Source organism: Sulfitobacter sp. CB2047, assembly GCF_000735125.2.
Classification (GTDB): domain Bacteria; phylum Pseudomonadota; class Alphaproteobacteria; order Rhodobacterales; family Rhodobacteraceae; genus Sulfitobacter; species Sulfitobacter pontiacus.
Map to the genome: position 1 here is coordinate 1,356,634 of NZ_CP072613.1, position 22,205 is coordinate 1,378,838.

The window sequence follows — 22,205 nt, forward strand, 5'->3', positions numbered from 1 at the left end:
CCAGCAGGCCGCGCCCTCAGGACAGCGCACGCCAGCCGATATCGCGGCGGTAGAACCCGCCCGGCCAGTCAATCGCCTCGACCATCTCATAGGCGCGCGCCTGTGCCTCGGCCAGGGTGTCGCCGCGCGCCGTGACGTTCAGTACCCGTCCGCCGATGGCCGTTATCGCCCCGTCTTTCTTGGCGGTGCCCGCATGGAACACCATGTTGCGGCTGTCTTCTGGTAGGGCATCCAATCCCTTGATAACGCTGCCCTTGTCATAGCTTCCGGGATAGCCTTGCGCAGCCATAACGACGGTGACAGCGTGATCGTCGGCCCAGTTCACGCGGGCCTCGTTCAGCCGCCCTTCGGCGGCGGCATGCATCAGGTCAAAAGCCTGCGCGCCAAGACGCATCATCAGGACCTGACACTCAGGGTCGCCAAAACGGGCGTTGTATTCGACCAGACGGGGGGCACCGTCCTTGATCATCAAACCGGCATAAAGCACCCCTTGGTAGGGCGTGCCGCGCTTGGCCATTTCGGCCATGGTCGGGCGGATTATTTCTGCCAACGCACGTTCGGCGATCTCGTCGGTCAGCACCGGCGCGGGCGAATAGGCCCCCATGCCACCGGTGTTGGGGCCGGTATCGCCGTCGCCGACGCGTTTGTGGTCTTGGGCTGTGCCGATCGGCAGTACGGTGTCGCCGTCACATAAAACAAAAAAGGACGCTTCTTCGCCGTCCATAAACTCTTCGATCACCACCTCTGCGCCCGCGTCGCCGAAGGTGCCGTCGAACATCGTATCGACGGCGGCCAGCGCTTCGGCATCGGTCTCGGCGATGATCACGCCTTTGCCCGCTGCAAGGCCGTCGGCCTTGATCACGATCGGGGCAGGGTGGTCGGCCAGATAGGCCCGCGCAGCGTCTGCGTCGGTGAAATGCCCATAGGCGGCAGTGGGGGCGTTTGCGGCGTCGCAGATCTCTTTCGTAAAGGCTTTGGAGGCTTCCAGCGCCGCGGCCGCTTTTGACGGGCCAAACACCAATACGCCGGCAGCGCGCAGATCATCGCCAACGCCTGCAGCAAGCGGGGCTTCTGGCCCGATGATGACGAAATCGATGTTGTTTTCGTCGACAAAACCGACCACCGCGGCCCCGTCGTTGATGTCGAAACTGGCGCAATCCGCGATGGCGGCGATTCCGGCATTGCCCGGTGCCACGATCAGCTTGTCGCATTTAGGATTTTGCAATACGGCCCAGGCCAGGCTGTGTTCGCGCCCGCCGCTGCCCAGAATGAGGATGTTCATGGTTGCACTCCCTTGGCCTTGGTTGCTGCGCGTTCTAAGCTGGGACTGAGCCCGACACAAGATAAACACGGAAAGACACCGCTGATGGATCTGATCGACGACCCGCGCGAGGGGCAGAACAGCCCCGAATTCACCGTGACCGAGCTTTCGGGCGCGATCAAACGGGTGATCGAGGGCGAATTCGGCCATGTACGGATTCGCGGCGAGGTGGGGCGTGTCAGCCGGCCACGTTCAGGGCATATCTATCTTGATCTCAAGGACGACAGTTCGGTAATTTCCGGTGTGATCTGGAAAGGCGTGTCAGCACGGCTTGAAACCCAACCCGAAGAGGGGATGGAGGTGATTGCCACGGGGCGCATCACCACCTTTGGCGGGCAGTCGAAGTACCAGATCGTGATCGAGGATATCAAACCCGCGGGCATGGGCGCGCTGATGGCGTTGCTGGAAAAACGCAAGGCGGTGCTGGCGGCCGAGGGGCTGTTCGCCCCTGAACGCAAACGCCCGCTGCCCTACCTGCCAGAGGTGATCGGCGTCGTGACCTCGCCCTCGGGGGCGGTGATCCGCGATATCCTGCACCGTCTGCGCGACCGGTTTCCGCGCAAGGTGTTGATCTGGCCCGTCGCCGTGCAGGGGGCGAAATGCGCGCCAGAAGTCGCGCGCGCCATTGCGGGGTTCAACGCGCTGACCCCGGGCGGAGCCTTGCCGCGGCCTGATCTGTTGATTGTGGCGCGCGGCGGCGGTTCGGTCGAGGATTTATGGGGGTTCAACGAAGAGATCGTCGCTCGGGCAGCCGCAGCCTCCGACATTCCGCTGATTTCGGCGGTGGGGCATGAAACCGATACCACGCTGATCGACTATGTCTCTGACAAGCGCGCGCCCACGCCGACGGCGGCAGCCGAGCTTGCGGTGCCTGTGCGCCATGAACTTGTCGCCCTGCTTGATGGGCAGGAGGCACGGATGACCCAAGCGCTCAGCCAGGGCCTTGCGCGCCGTGACCAGCGGTTGCGCGACATGGCGCGCGCGTTGCCTCGGCCCGACAGCCTGCTTGATGGTCCGCGCCAGCGGCTCGATATGCGCGGCGCCCGTCTGGGTCCGGCGCTGACCGCGGGTGTGCAGAAACGAAAGGTGCATCTCTCTGACATCTCTGGCGCGTTGCGCCCTGCCACCCTGCGCCGCAGCCTTCAGGCAGAGCAACGCAGGCTGGCCGCCTTGGCCGATCGCTTCCGCCCCGAGGCATTGGGCCGCGAGCAAAAGCGCCGTCTTGAAGGTTTGATCGCCCGATTCCGCCCCGACGCGTTAGAGCAGGACCGAAAGCGGAAAGAGGAATCCTTTCAATCGCTTGCGCGGCGACTTTCAGATGCTGGGCAACGGCAGACCCAAGGCTGGCACAAACAGATTGCAGGGCTTGACCGTCTGCATGAGATGCTAAGCTATAAATCGACGCTGGCACGGGGCTACGCCGTGGTGCGCGGCGACGGGGGCGTGGTGACAACCAAGCAGGCGGCGCAGGATGCCTCGGCGCTCGAGATTGAATTTATCGACGGCAAGATGAAGATCGGCGGCGGGGCGGCCCCCAAAAAGACCCCCAAGAAAGCGCCCGAACAAGGCAGTCTCTTCTAGGTCTCAGACCCCTACTTTCGGGCCGAGGCAGGTGAAATCCTGACCGCTGTTTTGCGCCTCGTAAAGCTCGGTGGTGGTCGGGTCGTTTTCGAACTGTGCGATCAACCCGGCCGCCCCTTCGCGAAAGCGCCAACACTGGGGTGTCGGGTTCTCGTCATAGGTAAAGCAAATCTTGCCCGCATCTTCGTACCAGCTGCCTGACTTGCATTCACCGTCCAGAAAGGACCATTCGACGCGCCGGTCGCTCAGATACCGCTCGGCACCGTAGGTCTCTCCGTTTTGGGCGTAGAACAGGGTTTTGCCCCGTGTATAGGCGTCAAATTCTGCCGCGGACATCATGGATTGCGCGGCCAAAGGGGCGGCCTGTGTCAGGGCGAGGATCAGGGCAAGCTGTTTCATAGCCGCAGCGTGCCAGAAACCCGGGGCGTGATCTAGTCTTGATCGCGGACCGGCTGCCAACGCGCAACACGGCGGTCCATCACCCGGTGCCACAGCGGTGGGACCAGCGCCAGCACTGCCATCACCGGCAGGGATCGTGGTAGCATCGGCATGGTGCCCGGTGTCAGTTCCAGCGCCGGAAAGGCGCGCGAGGGGCGCATGTGATGGTCCGAATGGAGCGGCGCATTCAGCATCATCGCCGAGGAATACCACGCAGGCGCATTCCAACTATGCTGCGGGCCCACGGGCTCGGGCTTGCCATTTTCGGATATTTTGCGGCGCAGGCCATAGTGTTGCACATAGTCGGACAGCAACAGCTGCATTTGCGCATAGGCCGCCAGCGCCAGCATCGCAACGACCCCACGTGCTCCGGCCACTGCAAAGCTGGCGGCGAGGGTGATCAACGCACCGGTGACATAGGTGACATAAGGGTGTGACAACAGGTGCCGTTTTCCACGCCGCTGCCGCGTATCAGCCCGTAGCCCGGCCATAAACTCGCCTTTTAGGGCGCGCAGGGCATAGGTATAGAAGCCTTCGCCCAATCTGGCCGAATTCGGATCATGCTCCGTTGCGACGTAGATGTGATGCACGCGCAGGTGGGCCGACACGTGATGGCCGTGCAAAAGGCTGCAATAAATTGCGGTGCCGATCCGTCGGCGCCATTTCGATGCGGCGTGGATCAGCTCATGCGCGTTGGAGTTCGAGATCTGGCCAAGAAACAAACCAAGCCCGATATAAATCAACAGCTTGTCGGTCACGTTCAACGTGTCGCTTGCGCCTAGCGCCCAGACCCCAAGGGGCAAAAGCGTGAAATGCACAACGGCCAGTGTCAGGCTTAGAACACGACCCGAAGAGTTTCGCACTGGCAGCCGGCGAGATAGCCTATCAAGGAAGAACACGACCACAGTGATCGACAGCAGCGCGATCAGGGGCCAGGGGCCGCCGCGTAGACAGGCGAGTAACAGAAATATCGCTGGGGTCAGGCTGGCGATGCTGTACCAGAACATAGGGCGGCTCCGCTGGGGATGCGTGTTTCTTATACGCGAAACGGCGCGTGAAAAAGGGCCTAGGTCGCCGCAGCTACCGCGTAAAGTGCTGCGGATTGGTCGCTTTTACTCTGCGCAAGCTGATGCGGCTTTGATAGCGTGATGCGAAAGCGATACGAGAGGGCAGCCCGATGGCGTTGGATAATCATGATACCTCAGATGCAAACGCACCGCGCAAAGGTGTGTGGAAATCCGGCAAGGGTAAGGGGCGTAGCCATACCAAGGGTCGCCAGCTGCAAGAGGACGCGTGGGATGAGGTGCGCGCCTTATTGGCGGATAAACCGCGACGTGCCGATCTGCTGATTGAGCATTTGCATCTTATTCAAGATAAATTCGGGCATCTTTCTGCGGCGCACCTGCGCGCTTTGGCTGAAGAAATGCGCATGAGCATGGCCGAAGTTTACGAAGTCGCAACGTTCTATGCCCATTTTGACGTGGTGAAAGAGGGGGAAACACCACCGCCCGCGTTGACCATACGGATTTGCGATTCTCTGTCCTGCGAATTGGCCGGTGCGCAGGCGTTGAAAACCGCACTGGAAGACGGGTTGGACGCGTCAGAGGTGCGTGTCGTGCGTGCGCCTTGTATGGGGCGTTGTGATACGGCACCGGCGCTTGAGATCGGGCATAACTTTGTCGACCACGCAACGCTGGAAAAGGTGAAGCAGGTCATCGCGGCAGGCGATACCCATGTGCATATGCCCGACTACGAAGCCTTCGACGCCTATGTCGCTGGCGGGGGGTATGAGGCGCTCAAGAAACTGCGCCGTGATGGCGATTGGGAGGACGTGCAGCAAAACCTGCTCGACGCTGGTTTGCGGGGGCTTGGCGGCGCCGGTTTCCCGTCGGGCAAGAAATGGGGGTTCGTGCGGGATAATGCGGGCCCGCGCTATATGGCGGTCAACGGCGATGAGGGGGAGCCCGGCACCTTCAAGGATCGCTGGTACCTGGAACGCGTACCACATCTTTTCCTAGAGGGGATGCTGATCGCTGCCTGGGCCGTAGAGGCAGAGAAAGTGTTCCTCTACATGCGGGACGAATACCCGCAGGTGCTCGCGCTCCTTCGGACAGAGATTGCGGCGCTCGAGACTGCAGGCATTGTTCCCGCAGGATACATCGATCTGCGGCGCGGTGCGGGGGCTTATATTTGCGGAGAAGAATCCGCGATGATTGAAAGCATCGAGGGCAAGCGTGGGCTGCCGCGGCACCGTCCCCCCTATGTGGCGCAGGTGGGTATCTTTGGTCGGCCCACCTTGGTGCATAACGTTGAAACCCTGCATTGGGTGGCGCGCATCTGCCGCGAAGGGCCCGAGGTGCTGAACAGCACGGAAAAGAACGGGCGTAAGGGCCTGCGCAGCTATTCGGTATCCGGGCGCGTCGCCAAACCCGGGATGTATGAACTGCCTGCGGGATCCACGATCACCGATGTCATCGAGGCTGCGGGTGGCATGGCCGACGGGCACCGGTTCAAAGCCTATCAACCGGGTGGGCCATCCTCGGGGCTGCTGCCCGCTGCGATGGATGATATACCACTCGACTTTGATACATTGCAGCCGCACGGGTCTTTCATCGGCTCTGCAGCTGTGGTGGTTCTGTCGGACCAAGACAGCGCCAAGGCCGCAGCGTTGAATATGCTACGTTTTTTTGAGGATGAAAGCTGCGGGCAATGCACCCCCTGTCGTGTGGGCTGCGAAAAAGCCGTCAAGCTGATGCAGGCGGACCGCTGGGATAAACCCCTGCTGGAAGAGCTCTCGACCGCTATGGTCGATGCCTCTATCTGCGGGTTGGGGCAGGCAGCGCCGAACCCGATCCGCCTGGTGATCAAACACTTCGCGGACGAGGTTTAGAACGGGATAGACGTCTCTTCAAAGTGGGAATTAGTTCTGCACCACCAAACAGGTGCACCCGGTCGCGCGCATCCTGTCGCACAGGCGCTGGGCGTCGGTGCGGCTGTTGCTGCCGTATTGCCCAAAGTAGAATCCCTTGCGGCGCGACACGCGGTTTTTCTTGAACAGGAAATCCAGACGCCGTCCTTTTACCGCGCTGCGACAGCTTGCTGTCTGCGCTTTGGCTTTATCTCGCGCGCGGTCTTTGCTGGTCCCGAAGGATACCTGAACACCCCAGGGTTTGATCACCGGGGCAGGGGGTGTCACCTTTAGGGCGGTCAACCGGCGATTGCGCGCCATTTCGTAGCAGGCGGGCAGGAAAGCTTGCGTTTTTGATAGCCGGAAATCGGGCGTTTTGGGCGGCGCATCGCGCCATTGCTCGGCGTCCAGACCGGTGATGATGGGGACATAGGCGACCGTCTCGGGGGCGAGCCCCTTGCCGTCCAGAAACCCCTCTGCACGTCGCTCGCCGCCATTGTAGCCGATCGCGGCCAGCCCTTCGTTCCCGTATTTCTGCGTCATTTCAGCAAGATACTGGGCAGAGTGTTCCAGTGCGTCAGCTGGATTATACGGGTCTTTCAGCCCGCGCAACGCGGCGGTGGAGGGGATAAACTGCGCAATGCCGCGCGCATTGGCGTGGCTCAAGGCGTTTTGGTCAAACCGGCTTTCTTGCCAGATGAGCCGCGCGAAAAATCCGCTGTCCAGCCCGTGCCGCTCGGAAAAGACCTTGATCGCGTTGCACGTGTCATACACGAAATGCGCAGGGCGGATGCAGTGGGCATGGCCCCATTTGGTGCTGGAACAGTAACGCTGGTCCGGCTCGGCCTGCGCCGCCCCAGCCATCAGTATCACCCAGAGCACCCATAAAAACCGCATGCAGACTTGGTGCGCGACGGGCCCCTTGCTGTCAATTGCTCTTGTCGCCCTTCCATCCCGCGGGTCGAGCCTATAGATCATAGAAAACGCCTGACAATTCGGAGAGCGCGCTTGGCCTTTTTTCAAAAGCTGAAATCCAAAATGTTCAAATCCTCGTCCAAGATCGACGAGGGGCTTGAGGCGATTGTCGAAGATGGCGGGGCGACGGATACCCCTGAAACGGTGGATGAAGTTCCCGTCGATCAGGTGATGGAGGCGCCGCAGGCCGCGGCCCAAGCGTTACCCGAAGCGGTGGATGATGAACCCGCACCGATGCCCGCGGATGAAGAGGATACGCCCGCGCCCGTGCCGCTGCGCGAGACGATGACCCCCGTGGCCCCCGATCTGGTGCCCGCACCCCCCGAGCCTGCACCGGCCAAGCCCGGTCTGATGGGCCGCTTGATGGGACGCAGCGCCGCGGCCCCTGTTGTGCGGCGTGTGCTGGATGACGAGATGCTCGAACAGCTCGAAGAACTGCTGATCTCGACCGATATGGGCGTGGATACGGCCCTGCGCGTCACCGCGAATATGGCCGAGGGGCGCTTTGGCAAGCGTCTGTCTGTGGACGAGATCAAGCGCTTGATGGCGACAGAGGTCGCGCGGATCATGGACCCGATTGCCAAGCCCTTGCCGATCTATGCCAAGACACCGCAGGTGGTGCTTGTGGTGGGGGTAAACGGGTCCGGCAAGACGACCACAATCGGCAAGCTGGCCAGCCAGTTTAAAGCCGCAGGCAAGAACGTCGTGATCGCCGCCGGTGACACATTTCGCGCGGCCGCTGTCGAACAATTGCAGGTCTGGGGCGACCGTGCCGACGTGCCGGTATTGACCGCAGGGCAGGGGTCGGACCCGGCGAGCCTTGCGTTCGACGCGATGACGCAAGCGGAGCGTGACGGCGCTGATCTGCTGCTGATTGACACGGCCGGACGGTTGCAGAACCGGGGCGACCTGATGGAAGAACTGGCCAAGATCGTGCGGGTCATTCGCAAGAAAGACCCAAGCGCGCCGCATAATACTCTGTTGGTGCTGGATGCGACGACAGGGCAGAATGCGCTCAACCAAGTGAAGGTTTTTCAGGAAATTTCAGATGTTTCCGGTCTGGTCATGACCAAGCTGGATGGCACGGCCAAGGGCGGCGTGCTGGTGGCGCTTGCGGATAAGTTCGGGCTGCCGATCCATGCCATCGGCGTGGGCGAACAGATCGACGATCTGCAGCCCTTTGACCCGCAGGAGTTTGCGGATGCCTTGATGGGGCTGGACCCGCAGTGACGCAGCATAAAGGTTCGGCGTCATGACCGAATGGATCAGCCAAATTGAAGGCACCGCAGCAGGGCACCAAGCGGCGCTTTGGCTTGCGCTGGCCGCGGCTTTTCTGCACGCCGTTTTTGGCGCGCTTCAGAAAGGGCGGCATGATCCGTGGTTGACCCGCGGGGCGATCGACTTTTCCTATTGCCTGATGGCAGCCCCCTTTGCGCTGCTTATCGTGCCGTGGCCCGAGCCCCATATGTGGGTCATTTTTGCCGGGGCTTGGGCGATCCATATTGTCTATAAGCTGTTACAGGCCTGGGCCTACACCAAGGGGGCCTATACGGTCGTCTACCCTGTGGTGCGCGGCACGGGGCCCTTGTTCACCGTGATCGGCGCCTACCTCATTTTTGGAGAGAGCTTTTCGGGCGTGCAATGGTTGGGCGTTGCGGTGCTGGTGGCCGGCATCTTCGGGCTGGCGCTGTATAACTTTGTCTACCTCGTGTCCGAACGCGATACGCTGAACGCGGCCCTTGGGCTGGCGGTGCTGACGGGGCTTTTCGTGGCGCTTTATACCACGTTCGACGCCTATGGCATCCGCGCGACGGACAACCCGTTTACCTTTCTGGCGTGGTTTTTCATGATCGACGGGCTGGTCATGCCCGTGATCGCCGCGCGCCGCTGGCTGCGGATGGAGGATCGCCCCGAGCTTGGACCGTTGATGACCCGCGGCGTGGCGGGTGGCTTTGTCGCCTTTTTCAGCTTTGGTTCGATCATGCTGGCGACCCGTCTGGACAAAGTGGGCGAGGCCGCCGTGCTGCGTGAAACCTCGACCGTGTTTGCGGCGCTGATCGGATGGTTGGTGCTGAAAGAAACCGTAGGCCCGCGCCGTATTGCCCTGATGGCGCTGATCGCGCTTGGCGCGGTGATCGTCGAAATGGGCGGATAACTGGAGAGCAAGATGAGCACGACACGCGAGATAAACCCTTTCGTCAAATCGGCGCTGGAATACGGGCCGGTGCTGATATTCTTTGTCGCCTATCTGCGCTTCAAGGACGAGACCTTCACCCTTTGGGGCACCGACTACAGCGGCTTTATTGTGGTCACGGCGGCCTTTGTACCGCTGTTGATCCTGTCGACGGGCGCGCTGTGGGCGCTGACGGGCAAGATCAGCCGCATGCAGGTTGCCACAGTCATTCTGGTGACGCTGTTCGGGGGCCTGTCGGTTTGGCTGAATGACGAGAGGTTCTTTAAAATGAAGCCGACCGCCATCTACCTTTTGTTTGCAGCGCTGCTGGCGATCGGTCTGGCGCGGGGGCAATCCTATCTCAAGTTCGTGATGGAAGAGATGATGCCTTTGAATGACGCCGGCTGGATGATCCTGACCAAACGGCTGATGCTGTGCTTTTTCGGATTGGCGCTCGCGAACGAGCTGATCTGGCGCTTTGCCAGCACCGAGACTTGGGTGTATTTCAAGACATTCGGGCTGACGGCGGCGGTGTTTGTGTTTTTCATGACGCAAGGGCGGCTGTTCCAGACCTATGGTTTGGAAAAAGACGAAAGCTAGGACGGGGGCCAGCCCCCGCTGCCCCGTATGGGGCAGCACCCCCGGGATTTACGGCCATTTGGAAGGCGGCTCGCTGTTATAGTTGACGCGAGCGGGCGAGGGGCGTAGCAGATGACATGTGGCGATTTGATACCGGATTGCGGGCCACGGGCAGAGAAACCTGCCAAATTCCGCTAAAAGGTCAGGATGAAAGCCCCCTTTCGCTTGACCGCGTCTGGGGTTTTTTTACGCCCGCTGCACGGCGGGACAGGAAGGATGAGAGAATGAGCGTTGATTGGAAACCACGGACCAAGGCTGTTCACAGTGGCACCCGCCGCAGCCAGTATAACGAAGTGTCCGAGGCCGTGTTCCTGACACAGGGTTTTGTCTATGACAGCGCCGAACAGGCCGAGGCGCGGTTCCAGTCGCTGGGGGATGACGAGTTTATCTATGCCCGCTATGGCAACCCCACGGTGCGCATGTTCGAGGACCGGATCTCGGGCCTTTTGGGGTATGAGGATTGTTTCGCCTGTACCTCTGGTATGGCGGCGGTCAGCGGCGCGCTGACATCGCTGCTGAAAGCAGGCGATCACGTGGTCGCCGCGCGCGCGCTTTTCGGGTCGTGCCTATATGTGCTGGAGGATATCCTGGCGCGTTTCGGGGTCGAGGTGACCTTGATCGACGGCACGGATAATGCGGCCTGGGATGCTGCCATTCGCCCTGACACGACCATGGTCTTCTTTGAGAGCATTTCGAACCCCACCCTGGAAGTCGTTGACATGCGCCATGTGGTGAAAGCGGCCCATGCCGTCGGCGCGCTGGTGCTGGCGGATGACGCGATGGCGACGCCGGTATTTTCCTATGCCAAGGAATGTGGTGCGGATATCGCCATTATCTCGACCACGAAACATGTGGACGGGCAGGGGCGTATGCTGGGCGGTGCGATCTGTGGCCCCAAAGAGCTGATCCGCGGACCCATCGAAGCCTATATGAAACACACCGGCGGCGCGATGAACCCGTTTACCGCCTGGACCCACCTCAAGGCGCTTGAAACCATCGACCTGCGTGTGCGTGCCCAAGCGGATGCCGCCTATAAGATCGCAGATGCGCTGAACGGGCACCCCAAGCTGAGCGCTGTGCGCTATCCGACACACCCCAGCCATCCGCAGCACGCGCTCGCCACGTCTCATGCGCCGTCGGCGGGGACCGTCTTGGCGGTAGAGGTCAAGGGCGGTAAGGAGGCGTGTTTTGCATTCCTTAATGCGCTCGAGATTATCACCATCTCGAACAACTTCGCCGATGCGAAATCCATTGCGACCCATCCGGCGACCACGACGCACCAGCGTTTGCCGGATGACCAGAAGGCCACGCTGGGGATCAGCCCCGGCCTTGTGCGCTTGTCTGCGGGGCTTGAGGACGTGGATGATCTGATTGCCGATATCCGTCAGGCGCTGGACACATTGAAGTGATCACTCGGGGGCTTTGCCTGCTTGGCTGGACGGAGCATTGGTAAAGCCCCCGATATCGCCTATATAGGGGGCAACTTGCGAAAGGGCCTTGCTATGAATATCGCCGCGACAGTGATACCGGACCGTGATGACGCGGTTGCCGCACTTGATACGTTGCGGGCCTGGGCGCGCAAGGCCAGCACCGCCGAGATTGAGACGCTGGACCCGTCGCTGGCCCGTCTGCTGCAAAGCGCCGAAAGCTACCCGCAGTTCAGCCGCGATTACCCCAGTGATTTTGCCGTGGGAGATAACTACAAGGCCACGCTACCCGATCTGCAAAACGGACCGTCGAGCCTGATCCGTGGTGCGAAACAGCAGATTCAGCACGTGGGGATTTCGAACTTTCGGTTGCCAATGCGGTTTCACACCCGCGAGGGCAGCGATCTGACGCTCGAGACATCGGTCACCGGATCGGTCAGCCTTGAGGCAGACAAAAAGGGCATTAACATGTCCCGCATCATGCGCAGTTTCTATAAACATGCGGATGAGGTGTTCAGCTTCGAGGTGATGGAAGCTGCGCTGGATGATTATAAGTCCGACCTCGAAAGCTATGATGCCCGCATCCAGATGCGGTTTTCCTTTCCGGTACAGATCGATAGCCTGCGGTCGGGCCTGTCGGGCTACCAGTATTACGACATTGCGCTTGAGCTGGTCGAGGCCGAAGGCGCGCGCAAGAAGATCATCCACCTTGATTACGTCTATTCCTCTACCTGTCCCTGTTCGCTGGAGCTGTCCGAGCATGCCCGTGCGACACGGGGGCAGCTTGCCACGCCGCATTCACAACGCTCTGTCGCGCGGATCTCGGTCGAGGTGAACTGCGAGGAAAGCTGCCTGTGGTTCGAAGACCTGATCGACGCGGCGCGGCGCGCGGTGCCGACAGAAACGCAGGTGATGGTCAAACGCGAGGACGAACAGGCGTTTGCCGAGTTGAACGCCGCTAACCCGATCTTTGTCGAAGACGCGGCGCGGTTGTTCTGCGAGCAGTTGCAAGCCGAACCGCGGGTGCGTGATTTTCGCGTTGTGGCCAGCCACCAAGAAAGCCTGCACAGTCATGATGCGATCTCTGTTCTGACGCAGGGCGATACCTTTGCGGCTCAAAGCATTGACCCCAGACTGTTCAGCACGCTGTTTCACGTCGGCTGACGTTAGTACGGTTTTAGGGCAGTTACTCTGACATGTTTTCATTCTGCGCATTTATTGCGCGGAGGTTTGTGCTGCTTGCTTGAAACATGCACAAAGCCATGCTGCGATGCGGCATCTTCGGGATGCTGCTATGCAGAAACGTCGGTTCTCATTGGGGATTGCTTCGTTATATTAAGAGGCAGAACAAGGTAACCGGCAGAAATGCCAAGATAAATCGAGAGTTTATTATGGCTTACAACAGCACAATTTCGCAAAGCAACGTCCCCAGCATCAAAGCCCCAGTCGCCGTCATCGGCGGGTTTTTTGCTGCCATCTGGAACGGTTTGATCGCAGCGGGTGCGAACTCGGGCCGGATGCGTCAGGTGACATTCCTGCAGTCCAAGACCGACGAAGAGCTGGCCGCGATGGGTATCAAACGTGATGACATCGTGCACCATGTTTTCCGCGACACATATTACGTCTGATCGGTTCTCAGGTTGAGTATTGACGGCCCGGGTGTGTCTTGCCCGGGCCGTTTTGCGTTTTACCGCAGGGCGCGTCCTTGACACCGGCGCGCCGCCGCGCCAACGCTGCGCAGATGTTGGATTTGCGCCCAGTTGGATATGTCATCGGCCTGTTGGTGTCGGTGCTTGGCATCGCGATGATCGTGCCAATGTTGGTCGATATTGCCGAAGGGCGCGGCCATTGGCCCGTCTTCGTCGAGGCCGGGCTGATCACTATGCTGGGGGGCAGCATGATCGCGCTGGCCTGTGCCAACGGGGTCAGGGAAGGGCTGACGATCCAGCAGACCTTTTTGTTGACGACAGCCGTGTGGCTGATGCTGCCGCTCTTCGGCGCTTTGCCGTTCATGCTGGGCGCGACAGAGGCGCGTTTCGTCGATGCGGTGTTCGAGGCCATGTCGGGCATGACCACCACCGGATCAACGGTGTTTTCCGGTCTTGATGATCTGCCCAAGGGGCTGTTGTTGTGGCGCGCGATCCTGCAGTGGCTGGGCGGCATCGGTATCATTGTTGTGGCGATGGTGTTCCTGCCCGAACTGCGCGTCGGTGGTATGCAGATCTTCAAGTCGGAAGCTTTTGATACCTTTGGTAAAATCCTGCCACGGGCCGGGCAGATCGCCAGCCAGATCTCGGTCATTTATGTCTGGCTGACCTTCGCCTGCGCGCTGACCTATCTGACCTTGGGGATGAACGTCTTTGACGCGACGGTCCACGCGCTGACCACCGTGTCTACGGGCGGGTTTTCGAATTATGATGCCTCTTTCGGTACCTTTAGCGGCAATGCGGAATATGCGGCGTCGATCTTCATGGTGCTCGCGGCGTTGCCTTTCGTGCGCTACGTGCAACTGCTGAACGGCAATCCATTGGCCCTGCATCGTGATCCGCAGGTAAAGGGTTTCTTGCTGACGATTGCGGTGCTGGTGGGGCTGATCTTTATCTCTATTCAGTCGGTCTTTCCGCATCATTGGGAGCAATCCCTGCGCGAGGCGCTGTTCAATATCACTTCAATCATTTCGGGCACGGGCTTTGCCTCGGTCGATTATATGACCTGGGGGCCGTTTCCCGTGGCGCTGTTTTTCTTTACGGGGCTGATTGGCGGCTGCGCGGGGTCCACCGCCTGTTCGATCAAGATCTTCCGCTATCAGCTGTTGTTCGCATCCATCCGTGCGCAGTTGCAGCGAATCCGGTCACCCCACGGCATCTTTACCCCGCGCTATGACGGTCGCCCGATCAGCGGCGATGTCATGATCTCGGTCATGTCGTTTTTCATGTTCTTCACGCTGACTTTAGGGCTGGTGGCCGTGGCGCTCAGCATGACGGGGCTGGATTTCGTGACCTCGATCTCGGGGGCGGGGGCGGCCTTGGGGAACATCGGGCCGGGTCTGGGCAAGATCATCGGGCCGGCGGGCAATTTCAGCACCCTCAACGACACAGCCAAATGGATCCTGACCGCCGCGATGCTGGTCGGACGGCTGGAGCTTATGGCGGTATACGTCATTCTGACATTCAAATTCTGGAGAGCATAATGAGCGCAGTACAAACCCGTCCTTTGGGGGCACAGATTTCTCATATGCTCAAGTCTCGCGGGGTAGAGGTGATCTTTGGCATCCCCGGCGTGCATAACCAAGAGATGTACCGCGGGATCGAGGAAGCAGGGCTGACCCATGTGCTGGCGCGGCACGAACAGGGGGCGGGCTTTATGGCTGATGGCTATGCCCGGGCCACGGGCAAGCCGGGGGTCGCCTATGTGATCACCGGCCCGGGGCTGTGCAATGTGATGACGCCGATGGGACAGGCCTACAGCGATTCCGTGCCGGTGCTGGTGTTGTCCTCCTGTCTGGATGAAACGGCGGCGCGGAAGGGGCAGCTGCACCAGATGAACGATCAGCGCGCGGCGGCGGAAACCGTGTGCGACTGGTCCGAAATGGCGCTGACGGCACCGGCGGCCTACCAGCTGATTGACCGTGCACTGACCGAATTTGCCACCAGCCGCCCGCGGTCCAAGCATATTTCTGTTCCCATTCACCTGCTGGAGGCAGAGGCCGCCCCCGCGCATGCCCTTGCCGTCACCGCGTCCTTGCCGGCGGTGCCCCCTGCGCAGATCGACCTTCTGGCGCAAAAGCTGGCGGCAGCGCAAAAGCCGCTGTTCATTTTTGGCGGTGGTGCCGTTGGCGTTCAAAACGTTGACGCCCTGCTGGCCCGCTGGCAGGCGGCGAGCCTAACGACTTATGCCGGACGCGGCATCGTCTCGCCCGGAGCGCCGCTGCATTTCGGGGCCTATCTCGCGCGGGAAAGCAGCGTGGATGTGATCGCGCAGGCGGATCTTGTGATCGCCGTCGGGACCGAACTGGCAGAGGTGGACCTCTGGCGCGATCATCTGGGCCATTCAGGCGAGCTGGTGCGCGTTGATATTGATCCGTCGGTTCTGGCGGACCCGCAGGCAGCACCATTTGCCATCCTTGGGGATGCGGTACAGGTAATGACCGCGCTTGACGCTGCCTTGCCGGACGAACGCACAGCAGCTGGTTGGAATGCGGCCGAGGTGGCAGGCTGGCGCAAACGCTGGCGGTCAGAAGTGGATATGGAACGTCCGGGCATCCTTGCCGTGGTGGAGGCGGTCAAGGCTGCGACGCCCGAAGGCACGATGATCTACTCGGACATGACCCAATTCGCCTATGCCGCGACAGAGGTCTGGGAGATGGACCGGCCTGGATATTGGCATCATCCTTACGGGTTCGGCACGCTTGGCTACGCAACACCTGCTGCGATTGGTGGGGCCATTGGCCGGCCCGGACTGCCGACCATGGCGATCATCGGGGATTATGGCTTTCAATACACGGTGCAGGAACTGGGGGCTGCGGTAGAGCTGGGGCTGCCGCTGCCGATCATCCTGTGGGACAATGGCAAACTGGGCGAAATCGAAGACAGCATGACCCGCGCGCAGATCGCGCCAAACGCGGTCATCGCTCACAATCCCGATTTTTGCAAACTGGCCGAAGCCTACGGAGCCTATGCTGCGGCACCGAAATCGCTGGAGGAGCTGCCAGAGGTCTTGGCGCAAGCCTTCAAGGCCGACCGCCCGACGTTGATCTATCTGACGCCCCAGACCGCAGTCTGATCAAGGGCGCTGCCCGAAGCGGTTCAAACGACTGACCCCGATCCTCCGTTAAACGGGAGATCGGGGTTTTCTTTATTCCCAACAGCTGACCAGTACGGTCATGCCCTTGGCTTTTTCACGCAGGTCCTGCGGCTTGATCGTGGTGCTGCTGGCCGTGGTATCAACGGTGACACCGGCCTTTTGCGCGAGCTCTGCGATGACCTTGGATTCAACCGCAAACGCGACATCTTCGGGCAATTCGCGTGCGCCATTGGCACGGGGCAGCAACATGCCCAAGACCCGCCCGTCACGATCCAGAATCGGACCACCCGCGTCACCGCTGCGGGCTTCTAGCGCAAGGCGGGCGATGTTCTCTTCGCCTTGCAGCCCACGCACATCGGCCAGCGTGCCATAGGTCACCGTCGCAGATCCGAGCACGCCTTCATAGGGGAAACCCGCAACCGCGATTTCGGATTGCAAACGGGGGGGCACGGTGTTGAACGCCGCCACATCCAGGGGCGAAAGCGCTGCGCGGGGTTTCAGCAGGCTGACCCCGCTGGCCGCATCGTCAACAACCACATCAAGCTCTGTCTCGTCGTCCAGCGTCAGCCGACCACAGCTTTGCACCGCCTCGGATGTGGTGGCAACAGTACCGCGCCCATCAATGAAGAAGCCCGAGCGCGAGATTTTCGGCGACCGGATTTGCAGACCTGACACCAGATCGACAGCCTGACGGTCGCCCCCCCCCGCTGCGGCATCCAGCGTACCGGGCAGGCGGGTGAAGGATTTCGTCATCTCGGCAATCACGCGGCGGCGGCGGTCTTCGTCCCCGGCGGGCCAGATGAGGGTGAAGCCCTTGATCTCGCCATTCTGCAGCGACACCTGCGTCTGGCTGACGATGCGGCCGTTCTCGCCGATCAGCTCGAAACTGTCGGACTTCCGCTCGCGCGGGCCTTCTTCGGGGACGATTTCAAGGGTCTGCATGATGTCATACAGGCCAAAGAGCGTATCTTGATCGCCCGCCTGACTGATCAGCAGAACCCGCGCGTCGATGTCGCCGGTGCCATTGTAATGGGCGAAGGGGGGCTCGAACCGGTCAAACCCCACGATCTTGGTCGGCATCACCATCTCGATCCCGGCGTCGGCGTTGCGCACGACCTGCAGGCCCAGACCTTCGAGCACGGCGTTATATTGTTTCAGAAGGGCGGCGCGTTGCAGCGTTGTCAGCACGCCGGTGGCGTCATAGCCGTTGGCCCCTTGCCAATCGGCCATAGACCCCCGCGTACCCCGCCCGAAGGCACCGTCGATAGAGGCATTGTAAAACCCGGCCCACTTCAGCGCGACCTGCAGCTGTTCGCGCGCCTCGCGGTCAAGCTCCCGTTCGCTGGCGCGCGCTTCGGCCAGGGTTTCGTCACGTGGTGGTTCGGGCAGGACGGGGACTTGCGTGGTTTCTACCTCTACGGTGGCGGTGTTCTCTTGCTCCAGCGCTTCGCTGGCGGGGGGCAGGGTGGTTTGCGTGATCTCACTGTCTGTCTGCGTATCGGTGGGGGATGCAGGGTCAACCGGTGCGATCAGCGGAATGTTCAGGACGTTCGCGCCCACGGGCCAGAACTGCTGCTGGAACCGTTCAGAAAGCTGGATAAAGCTGTCGCGCGGAATCACCCCGTCGCGGCGGTAGCGGCGCAACAACAGCTCTGCGTCATCACGGCGATAGGGGCCGACCGCGATTCCATACCAGCTGCCGCCCAAGGCAAAGCCGTTCACATCCTCAAGATTGGCGCTATAGGCACGTGCGCGATCGGTCGCCGCGGCCAGATTGGGCTGGGCTTCGACCTGTATCCAAACCACATCATCGGCAGACTGTGCAAAGGCAAACGGGGCAATAAACAAGGCGGCGATCAGGGCCGCAAACAGTCGCGTCATAGGTATGGGTGCTCTCAAGGATTTAAACTTGCAGTAGATAAGCAGGAACCTGTGCAAAATACCATGCTTGAGACAGCGCAAATCATCACAAAGCTGCCAATTGACCCTACCGCGACAGCACCTTAGGAAAGGCGCGCAGCAGCAAAGGCAAAATCTTATGTCCGACCCGGTCCAGCGCCCCCGTTCATTTCAGGAAATCATCCTCGCCCTACAGTCCTATTGGGCACGTCAGGGCTGTGCGGTCCTGCAACCCTACGACATGGAAGTCGGTGCGGGTACGTTCCACCCGGCAACGACCCTGCGCGCGCTTGGCACCAACCCTTGGGCCGCCGCCTATGTGCAGCCCTCGCGCCGCCCGACCGACGGGCGCTATGGGGAAAACCCCAACCGTCTGCAGCATTACTACCAGTTTCAGGCACTGATCAAACCCAGCCCGCCCAACCTGCAAGAGCTCTACCTCGGATCGCTTGAGGCGATCGGGATCGATATGGCGCTGCATGACATCCGCTTTGTCGAGGATGACTGGGAAAGCCCCACTTTGGGCGCATGGGGACTGGGCTGGGAAGTCTGGTGTGACGGCATGGAAGTGTCGCAGTTCACCTATTTCCAGCAGGTCGGCGGCCATGATTGCCATCCTGTATCGGGCGAGCTGACCTACGGGCTCGAGCGTTTGGCGATGTATGTTCTGGGCGTCGATCACGTGATGGACATGCCCTTTAACAGCCCCGACGCGCCGATCCCGCTGACCTATGGTGATGTGTTCAAACAGACCGAGGAAGAATACGCCCGCTGGAACTTTGACGTCGCCAATACCGACGTGCTGCTGGACCACTTTGTCGAGGCAGAGAACGAGTGCAAGGCGATCCTTGCGCAAGACGCCGTGGACCCCAAGACCGGCAAGCGCATCGTGATGGCGCACCCCGCCTATGACCAATGCATCAAGGCGAGCCACATTTTCAACCTGCTGGACGCACGCGGTGTCATCTCGGTGACAGAGCGTCAGGCCTATATCGGGCGGGTGCGCACCCTTGCCAAAGCCTGCGCCGACGCCTTTGTTCAGACACGGGCCGGCGGTTGGTCGGAAGACGCGGCATGAACGGTAAAATTGTAGGAGGCGTCATCTTGGTTGCAGCAGCCATTGCGGGTCTCGCGCTTTATTATCTACAGGTCTACGGCTACTATCACGAGGCACCGGCACCGGATGAGGGCGTCTCGCTGGTGTCGATCTCCAGCAATGCGTCCGAGCCGATCCTGACCGACAATTTCCGCGCCATCGACGCCGACAGCTCGCCCATCCGCTACCGCGCATGTTTCGACACCTCGCTCAGCCTCGCCATGCTGTCCGAAACCTATGTCGTCAGCGACGAGGTCACGCCGCGCAATGCACCGGGCTGGTTCGACTGTTTCGACGCCAAAGCCATCGCAGAAGAGATCGAGGCAGGCACGGCGCTGACCTTTCTGGGGCAGAAGAACGTGCATTTCGGCGTAGACCGTATCGTTGCGATCACTTCGGACGGGCGCGGCTATGTCTGGCACGAGCTGAACGATTGTGGCGACAAATCCTATGATGGGACCGTGGTGGGCGAAGCTTGCCCGGAACGCCCCGCCGACTGATCCGACCCGGATCGACCGGCCCTTTGACATAAGCGCTGTTTGCGCGACACATATTTAACCGCACCCAAGCGACACGCGGCCCCGAAAGGTACGAACCCATGCCCGACCTCCTGATAGAGCTTTTCTCGGAAGAAATTCCCGCCCGCATGCAGGCGCGCGCGGCGGATGATCTAAAGAAACTGGTGACGAACGGGCTGGTGGATGCGGGGCTGACCTATGCCTCTGCCGCGGCCTTTTCGACGCCGCGTCGTCTGACCCTGACGATCGAGGGGATGCTGGACGCCAGCCCGTCGCTGGTCGAGGAACGCAAAGGCCCCAAGGCCGACGCGCCGGAAAAAGCCATCGAAGGGTTTCTGCGTGGCGCGGGCCTGACCCGCGACCAGCTGGAAGAACGCGACACGCCCAAGGGCAAGATCCTGTTCGCCATGATCAAAAAGCCGGGCCGCCCCGCAGCCGAGATCGTGGCAGAAGTGCTGGAAAACACCATTCGCAATTTCCCATGGCCCAAATCCATGCGGTGGGGCAGTGGCAGCTTGCGGTGGGTGCGCCCGTTGCATTCGATCCTGTGTATCCTGTCGGCCGAGGATGGCGCGCAGACCGTGCCATTGACCATCGACGGGATTACCGCAGGCGATACCACGCGCGGACACCGCTTTCTGGCCCCCGATACAATCACCGTCAGCAGCTTTGACGACTACAGCGCCAAGCTGAAACGCGCGTTTGTCGTGCTCGACCCGGCAGAGCGGCGCGATACGATCTGGAACGACGCGACCAATATGGCCTTTGCCAACGGGCTTGAGGTGGTCGAGGATGCGGGCCTGCTGGCCGAGGTCGCAGGGCTGGTGGAATATCCCGTCGTGCTGATGGGGCAGATTGGCGATGATTTCCTTGGTCTGCCGCCCGAGGTGCTGCAAACCTCGATGAAAGAGCACCAGAAGTTCTTTTCCGTGCGCAACCCCAAGACGGGCCGCATCGAGCGCTTTGTCACCGTCGCCAACCGCACCACCGCCGACGATGGCGCGACCATTCTGGCGGGCAATGAAAAAGTGCTCTCTGCGCGCCTGTCGGACGCTAAATTCTTCTGGGAAAACGATCTGCGCATCGCGCAATCGGAGGCCGGGATGCAGACCTGGGTGGACCGCCTGTCCAACGTGACCTTCCACAACAAGCTGGGCACACAGGCAGAGCTGATCTCGCGCATGGAGGCACTGGCTGGGGAACTCGCCCCGATGGTCGGGGCCGACGCAAAAGAGGCCCGCGCCGCCGCCCGTTTCGCCAAGGCCGATCTATCGTCCGAAATGGTCTATGAATTCCCCGAACTTCAGGGGCTTATGGGCAGCTACTATGCCAAAGCCGCCGGCAAGTCCGACGCCATCGCCGCCGCCGCCCAAGACCACTATGCGCCGCTGGGACCATCCGACGACGTGCCAACCGCGCCCGTGTCCATCGCCGTGGCGCTGGCAGAGAAAATCGACAAGCTGACCGGCTTCTGGGCGATTGACGAAAAACCGACCGGGAGCAAAGACCCGTTTGCGCTGCGTCGCGCGGCCTTGGGCGTGATCCGGATTTTGGTTGAGAATGATGTGTCGCTGAACCTCAGAAATGTAATTCCAACTGCGTTTCGTAGAATAGAAGCAGATTGTCTGCGTAAAGAGTTAGCTGGCTGGGCTATTCACGCAGGAAAGAGTGACATCTGGAGGGAGCCACTGCTTCACTCAATCGACAGTTGGCAAACTGATGAAATTACTGCTTGGATAGCAACCGAAAGCGTCAACGAGGATCTAAATCTTGACGAACGGTTGGGCGCTGCTGAAAGAGCACGGCAGACTGTTTTAGCTGGACATCCAATTGAAACGGCTAACCTCCTCTCCTTCCTCCACGACCGCCTGAAGGTCTACCTTAAAGACCAAGGCGTCCGTCATGACATCATCGACGCTTGCATCAGTTCTTCTGATGGCGCACCTGCTGGTGCGACGGACGGCAACGACGACCTGACCCTGCTGGTCAAACGCGCCAAGGCGCTGAGCGAGACGTTGAAAACCGACGACGGGGAAAACCTGATCCAAGGATTCAAGCGCGCCAACAATATTCTCAGCCAAGCCGAGGATGCGGATGGGGTGGAATACTCCTTCGGGGCGGACATCAAATTTGCCGAGACGGAAGAAGAGCGCGCGTTGTTTGCCGCCCTTGATACCGCAGAGGCGCAGATCAAACCGGCGATGGAGGCACAGGATTTCGGCACAGCCATGTCCGCGATGGCGTCCTTGCGCGGCCCGATTGATGCGTTCTTTGATGCGGTGCAGGTGAACTCTGATAACGCGACGGTCCGGCGCAACCGGTTGAACCTGCTCAGCCGTATCCGCACGATCTGTAGCTCGGTCGCGGATCTGACGAAAATCGACGGGTAACGCAGCAGACCCGACACGTGGGCAAGGCGATCACGCC

18 protein-coding genes are annotated in these 22,205 nt (G+C 60.7%); 13 read left to right on the top strand and 5 right to left on the bottom strand.

Translation table 11 applies throughout. The features are described from left to right. Positions 1 to 16 precede the first annotated feature (16 nt). Positions 17 to 1,282, bottom strand: a complete 1,266-nt coding sequence (gene purD, locus IV89_RS06790; protein WP_005854217.1) for a phosphoribosylamine--glycine ligase — start codon at positions 1,280 to 1,282, stop codon at positions 17 to 19. Positions 1,283 to 1,366: 84 nt separating this feature from the next. Here purD and xseA point away from each other — a divergent pair, with 84 nt between their 5' ends. Continuing rightward, the gene (gene xseA / locus IV89_RS06795) at positions 1,367 to 2,902 is read left to right on the top strand and encodes an exodeoxyribonuclease VII large subunit (protein WP_037944562.1); all 1,536 of its coding nucleotides are present in this window, start codon (positions 1,367 to 1,369) and stop codon (positions 2,900 to 2,902) included. A gap of 3 nt (positions 2,903 to 2,905) precedes the next feature. On the opposite strand, the gene IV89_RS06800 is transcribed toward xseA, so the two are convergent. Both IV89_RS06800 and IV89_RS06805 read right to left on the bottom strand, forming a co-directional pair. Beyond that, the gene (locus IV89_RS06800; RefSeq protein WP_037944561.1) at positions 2,906 to 3,301 is read right to left on the bottom strand and encodes a hypothetical protein; all 396 of its coding nucleotides are present in this window, start codon (positions 3,299 to 3,301) and stop codon (positions 2,906 to 2,908) included. 32 nt (positions 3,302 to 3,333) lie between these two features. Further along, entirely contained in the window at positions 3,334 to 4,347 is a 1,014-nt protein-coding gene (locus tag IV89_RS06805) for an alkane 1-monooxygenase (protein WP_037944560.1), read from the bottom strand. A 170-nt stretch (positions 4,348 to 4,517) separates the two neighbouring features. Between IV89_RS06805 and IV89_RS06810 the strand changes: the two genes are divergently transcribed. Then, entirely contained in the window at positions 4,518 to 6,230 is a 1,713-nt protein-coding gene (locus tag IV89_RS06810; RefSeq protein WP_037944559.1) for an NAD(P)H-dependent oxidoreductase subunit E, read from the top strand. 30 nt (positions 6,231 to 6,260) lie between these two features. Here IV89_RS06810 and IV89_RS06815 read toward each other — a convergent pair whose 3' ends face one another. Further along, entirely contained in the window at positions 6,261 to 7,112 is an 852-nt protein-coding gene (locus IV89_RS06815; RefSeq protein WP_235183817.1) for a lytic transglycosylase domain-containing protein, read from the bottom strand. Between the two features lie 144 nt (positions 7,113 to 7,256). Between IV89_RS06815 and ftsY the strand changes: the two genes are divergently transcribed. From ftsY to IV89_RS06855, 8 genes are all read left to right on the top strand, one after another. Next, entirely contained in the window at positions 7,257 to 8,453 is a 1,197-nt protein-coding gene (gene ftsY, locus IV89_RS06820; RefSeq protein ID WP_037944557.1) for a signal recognition particle-docking protein FtsY, read from the top strand. A 22-nt stretch (positions 8,454 to 8,475) separates the two neighbouring features. Then, positions 8,476 to 9,378 (top strand): DMT family transporter, encoded by a 903-nt coding sequence (locus tag IV89_RS06825; RefSeq protein WP_037944556.1) that lies wholly within the window; start codon positions 8,476 to 8,478, stop codon positions 9,376 to 9,378. Positions 9,379 to 9,390: 12 nt separating this feature from the next. Next, the gene (locus IV89_RS06830; protein WP_037944555.1) at positions 9,391 to 9,996 is read left to right on the top strand and encodes an inner membrane-spanning protein YciB; all 606 of its coding nucleotides are present in this window, start codon (positions 9,391 to 9,393) and stop codon (positions 9,994 to 9,996) included. A 263-nt stretch (positions 9,997 to 10,259) separates the two neighbouring features. Continuing rightward, positions 10,260 to 11,444: an aminotransferase class V-fold PLP-dependent enzyme gene (locus IV89_RS06835; protein WP_037944554.1), complete on the top strand. Its 1,185-nt coding sequence runs from the start codon at positions 10,260 to 10,262 to the stop codon at positions 11,442 to 11,444. A 93-nt stretch (positions 11,445 to 11,537) separates the two neighbouring features. Next, the gene (folE2, locus tag IV89_RS06840) at positions 11,538 to 12,626 is read left to right on the top strand and encodes a GTP cyclohydrolase FolE2 (RefSeq protein ID WP_037944553.1); all 1,089 of its coding nucleotides are present in this window, start codon (positions 11,538 to 11,540) and stop codon (positions 12,624 to 12,626) included. A 227-nt stretch (positions 12,627 to 12,853) separates the two neighbouring features. Then, complete coding sequence (locus IV89_RS06845) at positions 12,854 to 13,090, top strand: hypothetical protein (RefSeq protein WP_037944552.1); 237 nt, start codon at positions 12,854 to 12,856, stop codon at positions 13,088 to 13,090. A gap of 113 nt (positions 13,091 to 13,203) precedes the next feature. Beyond that, the gene (locus IV89_RS06850; protein WP_037945061.1) at positions 13,204 to 14,652 is read left to right on the top strand and encodes a TrkH family potassium uptake protein; all 1,449 of its coding nucleotides are present in this window, start codon (positions 13,204 to 13,206) and stop codon (positions 14,650 to 14,652) included. Continuing rightward, on the top strand, positions 14,652 to 16,244 hold the full coding sequence (locus IV89_RS06855; RefSeq protein ID WP_081858796.1) for a 5-guanidino-2-oxopentanoate decarboxylase: 1,593 nt from the start codon (positions 14,652 to 14,654) through the stop codon (positions 16,242 to 16,244). The genes IV89_RS06850 and IV89_RS06855 overlap by 1 nt, the downstream gene beginning before the upstream one ends. Positions 16,245 to 16,316: 72 nt before the next feature. Here IV89_RS06855 and IV89_RS06860 read toward each other — a convergent pair whose 3' ends face one another. Further along, the gene (locus IV89_RS06860; RefSeq protein ID WP_037944550.1) at positions 16,317 to 18,146 is read right to left on the bottom strand and encodes a serine protease; all 1,830 of its coding nucleotides are present in this window, start codon (positions 18,144 to 18,146) and stop codon (positions 16,317 to 16,319) included. A 157-nt stretch (positions 18,147 to 18,303) separates the two neighbouring features. Here IV89_RS06860 and IV89_RS06865 point away from each other — a divergent pair, with 157 nt between their 5' ends. The 3 genes from IV89_RS06865 (at position 18,304) to glyS (ending at position 22,168) form a co-directional block, all read left to right on the top strand. Beyond that, positions 18,304 to 19,242 carry a glycine--tRNA ligase subunit alpha gene (locus IV89_RS06865; protein ID WP_037944548.1) on the top strand — a complete coding sequence of 313 codons (939 nt, stop codon included), beginning with the start codon at positions 18,304 to 18,306 and terminating at the stop codon, positions 19,240 to 19,242. After that, entirely contained in the window at positions 19,239 to 19,760 is a 522-nt protein-coding gene (locus tag IV89_RS06870; protein ID WP_005854197.1) for a DUF6446 family protein, read from the top strand. The genes IV89_RS06865 and IV89_RS06870 overlap by 4 nt, the downstream gene beginning before the upstream one ends. A gap of 98 nt (positions 19,761 to 19,858) precedes the next feature. Next, complete coding sequence (glyS, locus tag IV89_RS06875; RefSeq protein ID WP_037944547.1) at positions 19,859 to 22,168, top strand: glycine--tRNA ligase subunit beta; 2,310 nt, start codon at positions 19,859 to 19,861, stop codon at positions 22,166 to 22,168. Positions 22,169 to 22,205 lie beyond the last annotated feature (37 nt).

Coding starts and splice junctions, on each gene's coding strand:
- IV89_RS06865 (WP_037944548.1), top strand. CDS start 18,304: ATGTCCGACCCGGTCCAGCGCCCCCGTTCATTTCAGGAAATCATCCTC.
- folE2 (WP_037944553.1), top strand. CDS start 11,538: ATGAATATCGCCGCGACAGTGATACCGGACCGTGATGACGCGGTTGCC.
- IV89_RS06855 (WP_081858796.1), top strand. CDS start 14,652: ATGAGCGCAGTACAAACCCGTCCTTTGGGGGCACAGATTTCTCATATG.
- purD (WP_005854217.1), bottom strand. CDS start 1,282: ATGAACATCCTCATTCTGGGCAGCGGCGGGCGCGAACACAGCCTGGCC.
- IV89_RS06850 (WP_037945061.1), top strand. CDS start 13,204: ATGTTGGATTTGCGCCCAGTTGGATATGTCATCGGCCTGTTGGTGTCG.
- IV89_RS06870 (WP_005854197.1), top strand. CDS start 19,239: ATGAACGGTAAAATTGTAGGAGGCGTCATCTTGGTTGCAGCAGCCATT.
- xseA (WP_037944562.1), top strand. CDS start 1,367: ATGGATCTGATCGACGACCCGCGCGAGGGGCAGAACAGCCCCGAATTC.
- IV89_RS06830 (WP_037944555.1), top strand. CDS start 9,391: ATGAGCACGACACGCGAGATAAACCCTTTCGTCAAATCGGCGCTGGAA.
- IV89_RS06825 (WP_037944556.1), top strand. CDS start 8,476: ATGACCGAATGGATCAGCCAAATTGAAGGCACCGCAGCAGGGCACCAA.
- IV89_RS06815 (WP_235183817.1), bottom strand. CDS start 7,112: ATGGCTGGGGCGGCGCAGGCCGAGCCGGACCAGCGTTACTGTTCCAGC.
- IV89_RS06835 (WP_037944554.1), top strand. CDS start 10,260: ATGAGCGTTGATTGGAAACCACGGACCAAGGCTGTTCACAGTGGCACC.
- IV89_RS06860 (WP_037944550.1), bottom strand. CDS start 18,146: ATGACGCGACTGTTTGCGGCCCTGATCGCCGCCTTGTTTATTGCCCCG.
- IV89_RS06810 (WP_037944559.1), top strand. CDS start 4,518: ATGGCGTTGGATAATCATGATACCTCAGATGCAAACGCACCGCGCAAA.
- glyS (WP_037944547.1), top strand. CDS start 19,859: ATGCCCGACCTCCTGATAGAGCTTTTCTCGGAAGAAATTCCCGCCCGC.
- IV89_RS06805 (WP_037944560.1), bottom strand. CDS start 4,347: ATGTTCTGGTACAGCATCGCCAGCCTGACCCCAGCGATATTTCTGTTA.
- IV89_RS06845 (WP_037944552.1), top strand. CDS start 12,854: ATGGCTTACAACAGCACAATTTCGCAAAGCAACGTCCCCAGCATCAAA.
- IV89_RS06800 (WP_037944561.1), bottom strand. CDS start 3,301: ATGAAACAGCTTGCCCTGATCCTCGCCCTGACACAGGCCGCCCCTTTG.